The organism is Dyella sp. (assembly GCF_036568765.1).
Classification (GTDB): Bacteria; Pseudomonadota; Gammaproteobacteria; order Xanthomonadales; family Rhodanobacteraceae; genus GSA-30.
Genome location: NZ_DATCRY010000153.1, coordinates 1 through 4,830, shown reverse-complemented (window position 1 = coordinate 4,830; position 4,830 = coordinate 1). Strand labels below are relative to the sequence as shown.

Below are 4,830 nucleotides of genomic sequence, written 5' to 3'. Positions count from 1 at the left end.
GCAATACACATCGCGGCCTACCCGCCGCGGCGGTGCTTCAGTCGATACCCGGGACGCTCCCCTCTGGGGCTGCCCGCCGCGCAGCCATGCATGGATGCGCTGTTTCCACCAGCGTAGGGAGGCTTCGTCATAGCCGCTCGTATAGAGTTTGCGATCGCCGTGAAGGCGCAAGTACAAAAAGCCGGCCGTGATGTCTTCGATAAACGGCCATTTGCCGGCGGTATCGGCCAGTACGACGGCAATTCGGTGCCGACGCAGTTGTGCGATGAACTCGGGTGTCGCGAAACTCTCGTGCCGTATTTCTATGGCATGCCGCAAGCGCCTTCTTACGGACGAATGGATAACGGGGTGGCGAATGCGATCGTGATGGCGCGCGAGCTCTGAGGCCTCGTCCGTCGTACGGGGAAGTTGCTGCAGGAAGGCCTCGAAGAGATCCGGGTCGTAACGCAGATTGGGCGGAAACTGCCAGAGTATCGGGCCGAGTTTCTTGCCAAGCTCAAGCACGCCGGAAGCGAAAAAATTGCCCAAGGGCTTGTCGATCTCGTGCAAGCGCCTGACATGGGTGATGTAACGTGGCGCTTTGACCGCAAAGACGAAGCTGCCGGGCGTGGCGTCGTGCCACTGCCGATAGCTTTCTGGATGTTGCAGTGAATAGAACGAACCGTTGAGTTCGATAGTGGCGAACTGGCGTGCGGCATATGCCAGTTCCTCGCGCTGCGGCAAGCCCTTGGGATAGAACTTGCCATGGCGCCATGGCGGATAGCGCCAACCGGAAATACCGATGCGTGCCTTGGCCATGGAAATTTCCTCGAAGGCGATGTCTCGGGTATGTTTCCGTCATGGCGGCGCGTGCAGTGTGAATACCATCCGGCGATCGTGTGAATTCCCTCGGCGGCATTGATTTTCCGTAGGGATAGCGCGAATGTGTCGTGCAGAACGAGAGGAGGTCCGCGATGAAATTGGTAACCTACGAACGAGAAGAGCAGGTTGGCGTAGCTCGCTGGGATGGCCAGCGAACGTTTCATCGGCTGCTTCTTGCCGATGGTGAGCCTGTCTACAGCATGCTTGGCTTGATACAGGCGCGACTCGCAGGCATGACCGTTGTCGACGGGGACATGATCGATCGTGGGAATGTGCGGTTGTTGGCGCCGATTCCGCGACCGGCGAGGAATATCTTTTGTGTCGGCAAGAACTATCGTGCCCACGCCGAAGAATTCAGTCGCAGCGGCTACGAATCCGGACAGCAGGCGCAGGATGCCGTGCCCGCGGCACCGATCTTTTTCACCAAGGCACCGGAGACGGTCATTGCAGACGGAGAGGCTATCTGGGCCGCCGAAGGTGTAACCGAAGCACTCGATTACGAGGCCGAGCTAGCCGTCATCATCGGCCGAGGCGGGCGCGGCATCATGAAGGCCGATGCGATGGATCATGTCTTCGGTTACACGATCGTCAACGACGTCACCGCGCGCGATTGGCAGAAGCGTCATCAACAGTGGTTCCTGGGCAAGTCGTTCGATACATTTGCCCCGATGGGGCCGGCGATCGTGACGGCCGATACGATCGACGGTCGGAATCTAGAACTGCGCTGCCTAGTTAACGGCGAGGTGCGCCAAAAGGCCAATACGCGAGACCTCATATTCGATATTCCCATTTTGATTGAAACCCTGTCGGCGGGGATCACGCTTTATCCCGGCGACATCATCGCAACAGGAACGCCCGAGGGCGTTGGTGTTGGTTTCAAGCCCCCCAAGTTTTTGGGGAAGGGCGATGTGGTGAGGATCGAGATCGAAGGGATTGGAGCGCTGGAGAATTCGGTGGGCTAGGGTCTTACCGCAGTATCAACCTACTGTCACACTGCCTTTATCTATGCTGTCGATTCCAATCTCCAGCTCGATCTCGTGGCCAATATCGGCTTGAATAACGTCACCCCCGATCAGCAGGTCTATCTAAGCGCGTCATACCGCCGGTAGCCCCTTTCGCGAAGCGTTTCCGGGACAAGCTGGCATCGTTGTTAGCTGTGCCATCTAAAACAAAAAATCAGGTGCCGATATCTTCAGTTGTTACATCTAATGATAGCTGGTAATAGTCCGGATCGCGTCGAGCCAGTTCCCGTCTGGTCGGTTGGGGTGCTGTCTCGATCTTCGGTTCCCTGCAGTGTTGCCTGTTTCTTCACGCACCTAACAACTGTGCACGTATGCTCCGATAAACCGGCCGCGCCCAGCGTTTGATCGGTTTCTTGATGTTCCACATCAGCCATTGCCGCGAACGGTCGGTACCGGCACCCAATGCCAGACACACCGCCCGTTCCGGCGGCGTGTCGTGCACGATGCTGTAGCGACCCACTACCAGGCAACCATCGATGTCGTGCGTCGTGACGACGGGCTCGGATGTAAAAAGATAACGAATCCCTTGTGCAGCTGCGGCATGCGCCACGGCGTCGGAGTAGAAGCCGCCGGGTATAGAAGCAACGGCGATCGCCTCACCAAGCAACTGCTGGAGGCAGTCGGTGCTGCGGCGCCACTCCGCCGCCAACTCCGCTTTGGATAGCCTGGATATTTCTGTGGGATGGGTGTGCGAATGACTTCCGACGATATGGCCTGCGGCGCGTATTTCGCGCAGCGTGCGCGACGTCGCAAAGCTCGGCTGGCCGATCCGTGCCGTGGTGATAAAGAAATGCCCACGCATGCCTCGAGCGCTTAGCCGAGCGGCAATATCCATGACACTTGCGCCACCGTCGTCGAATGTCAGCAGGCAGCCGGTGGGGCCACGCTGGGTAATGGCCGGAAAGGTGAGGCGACTCGCGTTCAGCGCGGACAGGTGCGCGTCGAAAGCTCGGGTATCGAGCTTGTAGTGCGCCGCGGCTGCTCCGGGAAAGCCGCTGGCATCGGCCGCGCCCGGCCTGACAATGTCGTGGTACATCAACGCCGGAATCTTCATGGGACAGGCATCCTCGCCGCGGCGCGCTGCCAGCGTAGGTAGCGGGTAAGCCACGGTTGCCCCCAGGTCGCGCTGTCGCGGCCGCGAGTGTCCACCGGCTGGGCGGTGCCGTCGGCGATTTCGTGCAGGCGTGAAGCCAGGACGTCGAGGTTCTCCATCACGACGCGGTACTGGATTACCACGTGCGATTCGTGGCGCTCGTCGAATGAGTAGCGGTAATAGCCGTATACCGGGCCGGTATCGATGCCCGGATCTACCTTGAGCAAGGTCATGCCTACGCGGTCGAGGTCGCGTTCGCTCAGTGCCCAGAAGCAGCCGTGCGCGTTGCGGTACTCGGGGCAGATGCCCGGATGCATCACGAAACATCCCATCTTGGGCACGGCAATGAGTCTCTTCTTCAATAATTGCTTGCAACGCGCCAGAGCGATATCCGGTTTGACACGACGCATGAAAGATATGACGTCCGGATGGTTGACGTCCGCAGCGACGATGGTCGGCACCTGCGGCGGTTCGCCGTATCGTGCACGCAAGATGGCGAGTGCGCGCAGTGTCCAGGCGCGATCTCGAGCGGCCAGTGCGGTGCGCTGATACAAGCGCATGGCTGCCACATCGAGAAAGCGCAGCCAGCCGACCCGGCGCAACTCGCGTCGGATGCGAGCACGTTTCTGCGCGCTGGTTTCTTCCAGAACGACAACGCCTGCCAGGTGAGAGAACGAGGCCAGCCAGGCAGCCAACCCGATTCGGTCGAAATCGTCGCCCGCGTGGCAGATCAGCACGCTACGCATGAGGTGCTCCCTGTGGCCGGGGTAGCTCGAAATCGCGCCAGAGGTTCGGATTGCCTTGCTTGCCGGCTTCGGCCGCCTTGATGATGTTATACATCTCTCGCGCGGTGACGTAGTGGAGCACATAGCGCTCGCCGTCGTTGTAATGGTTTTCGAGATGCTCATGCATCGCATGCGCTGGCGCGCCAAGCAGGGTGTCCATGTCGCGCTCCTGCGTACCGTGCGTGTGCACTTTGACGAACACCCATTCCGGTCGCCCTTGCACATGGATGCCAGTACGTATCCATGCATCTACACGACCGGGCGTGGGCGGGCAGGCGCGCCGCACGTCGGCATTCTCGATGCGCGGGATCAGGCCGTAGCGACGCTCGCGCCAGTTCAGGCCCAACGGACCTTGCACAATCATCAGGTCGCCGCTGGCGTGGCCGCCGACACGTACTGGAACGCCTACGTCGTGCGACTTCGGTTTGCCCGGATCGTCGGTGGCGTAGTAGATGGTGTTAACGGTGCGCGTTTGCGTGTCGCTAGGTGCGGAGGGCAAGGTGAAATCGGCGTAGCAGCCCAATTCGCGCAGCAGGATCAGCTCATTGTTCAGCCCGCACCAGCGACCGTCGGCACGCGAGTTGTCCAGGCACCAGTTGCCGTGGATAAATCCAAAGCGCAACTGCCCGGTATGCGGATCGCGTGGTAGCGCACCGTGACGCTCGTGCAGCAAACGGTTGAACCGGGCGATGGTGATGCGAAAGTTGTCTGGCGTATCGTTATCGTGGTGCAGATGGATCTCCAGCTCGCCATAGCCTTCGGCGCATAGCGCAGCGATTTTGTCCAGGTGTTCTTCAAGGTATTCTTCTTCGGGATAGAAGAAGGTGTGCTGCGGTGGTCTACCGTCCGCATCGCGGTGCGACGACGCAAGCGCGCGATATTCTGCGCACCAACGGTCGACGCGCGCCCGTTGGGTCGCCAGGTCGACCTTTCCCCAAGCTGGCTCGAAATGATCGACAAAGCAGAACATCACGTGTACCGGACCATCGGCGGCCAAAGGCCGAGGCCGTCGCAGGTAACTACCCAACCAGATTTGCATATTGCGTGCGCGGATACCCCAGGCCAGTAC

Annotated in this window: 5 protein-coding genes; 1 reads left to right on the top strand and 4 read right to left on the bottom strand. The window is 60.0% G+C overall.

Annotated elements, in window-relative coordinates:
- A partial coding sequence (locus VIM98_RS10825) for a DUF72 domain-containing protein (RefSeq protein WP_331993116.1) occupies positions 1-798 on the bottom strand: 798 nt, incomplete at its 3' end.
- A gap of 131 nt (positions 799-929) precedes the next feature.
- Here VIM98_RS10825 and VIM98_RS10820 point away from each other — a divergent pair.
- Positions 930-1,823, top strand: a complete 894-nt coding sequence (locus VIM98_RS10820; protein WP_331993115.1) for a fumarylacetoacetate hydrolase family protein — start codon at positions 930-932, stop codon at positions 1,821-1,823.
- Positions 1,824-2,169: 346 nt separating this feature from the next.
- On the opposite strand, the gene VIM98_RS10815 is transcribed toward VIM98_RS10820, so the two are convergent.
- From VIM98_RS10815 to VIM98_RS10805, 3 genes are all read right to left on the bottom strand, one after another.
- The gene (locus VIM98_RS10815) at positions 2,170-2,937 is read right to left on the bottom strand and encodes a polysaccharide deacetylase family protein (RefSeq protein WP_331993114.1); all 768 of its coding nucleotides are present in this window, start codon (positions 2,935-2,937) and stop codon (positions 2,170-2,172) included.
- Complete coding sequence (locus VIM98_RS10810; RefSeq protein WP_331993113.1) at positions 2,934-3,722, bottom strand: formyltransferase family protein; 789 nt, start codon at positions 3,720-3,722, stop codon at positions 2,934-2,936. The genes VIM98_RS10815 and VIM98_RS10810 overlap by 4 nt, the downstream gene beginning before the upstream one ends.
- Positions 3,715-4,830 (bottom strand): hypothetical protein (locus VIM98_RS10805; protein WP_331993112.1); only part of this gene is annotated, 1,116 nt, incomplete at its 5' end. The genes VIM98_RS10810 and VIM98_RS10805, both read right to left, overlap by 8 nt.